We start from the raw sequence: 1,256 nt of genomic DNA, 5'->3' as shown, positions 1-1,256 counted from the left end.
GGCAACGAGGCCACCCCGGTGCCCAGCCGGATGCGCTTGGTGCGGGCCGCGGCCGTCGCAATCATCAGGTCAGGCGCGCCGATGATTTCTGTTCCGCCCGAGTGGTGTTCGCCGAACCACGCCTCCTCGTAGCCGAGTTCCTCGACTGCTTCGACCAACTGCAGGTCGCGCTCGAATGCGAGCGTCGGATTGTCGCCGACCATGTGGTACGGCGCGATGAAGACACCAAAGCGCATGGCCTAAATCTACGTCTACGTTCACGTTCATGCAAGCGCCGCCGTCGCGACGATCAACGGCACGGCGGGATGGGCGCTCAGTCCAGGGCGGCGGCGTGCCGCGCCAGGCGCTTGGCGCGTTCCATGTCGTAGTGCTTGCGCGTCACGAGCCGCTGTGCGAACAGTCCGCCGCCGGATTGCACGTTGGTCACCAGGTGCCAGCCGCCGTACGAATCGGCGGTGGTGTCGCGGATGGCGTGGAACAGCTTGGCGCGGGCGTCGCCGGACACGTCGGCCGCTCCGGTCAGGTATTTGCGCAACTGGGGGCCGATGTCCGGGTTGTCCAGGTCCGCCATCGACGGTGTGGTGATCACCCCGCCGCCGGCGATGTCGTGCAGATGCCGGACCATCAAATTGAAGTTCGCCGCGCCTAGGTATTTGGTCGCGTTCGTGTACAGGTCGTCGGGATAGTAGTAGCCCTCGGGCGTGGTGTGGGCGTTGCTGATCGCGGCCTCCATGCCGGCCCGCAAGTTGGTGGCATGGATCATCATCTCGTCGATCTTCTCCCGGATGTGTGACACCCGTGCGGTCCCATTGGCTTCGGCCATCAACTGCGCCAGGCCCACCATCTCGTCGGCCTGTTCCACCATCACCGCGGTGCCGCCGAGGCGCTCCCACAGGCCCAGCGAGTGCGCGAAGATGCCGGCCTGTGCGGCAACGCCATCGAGGAACACGTGCTCGGTCGGGACGAACACGTCGTCGAAGATCACGAACCCGTCCGGCATGCTGCGCCGCGCGCTCACCGGGTAGTCGCGCTCGTCCCCGCCGCGGGCTTGCACGGTGCGGCTGATGACGTGCACCCCCGGGGCGTTGACCGGTACCGCGCACGCGATCGCGTAGTCCTCCTCCCCTGGCTTCATCGACTTGGTCGGCATCACCATCAGGTGATGGGCGAACGGTGCCGCGCTGATGTGAAGTTTCGCGCCGCGGATCACCACGCCGTCGTCGCGGCGCGCCACCACGCGCACGTACTGGTCGGCG

The 1,256-nt window shown here is 66.9% G+C and carries 2 protein-coding genes; both read right to left on the bottom strand.

The window, feature by feature from the left end; all coding sequences use genetic code 11:
- On the bottom strand, nucleotides 1-236 hold a 236-nt coding region (locus A9W96_RS29565; protein WP_156765473.1), incomplete at its 3' end, for an LLM class flavin-dependent oxidoreductase.
- Nucleotides 237-313: 77 nt separating this feature from the next.
- Nucleotides 314-1,256, bottom strand: a 943-nt coding sequence (locus A9W96_RS29560; RefSeq protein ID WP_067144694.1) for a 4-hydroxyphenylacetate 3-hydroxylase C-terminal domain-containing protein, incomplete at its 5' end; no start/stop codon positions are given.

The organism is Mycobacterium sp. 1245852.3, from assembly GCF_001669335.1.
Taxonomy (GTDB): domain Bacteria; phylum Actinomycetota; class Actinomycetes; order Mycobacteriales; family Mycobacteriaceae; genus Mycobacterium; species Mycobacterium europaeum_A.
This window is presented reverse-complemented; position numbering and strand designations above follow the sequence as displayed.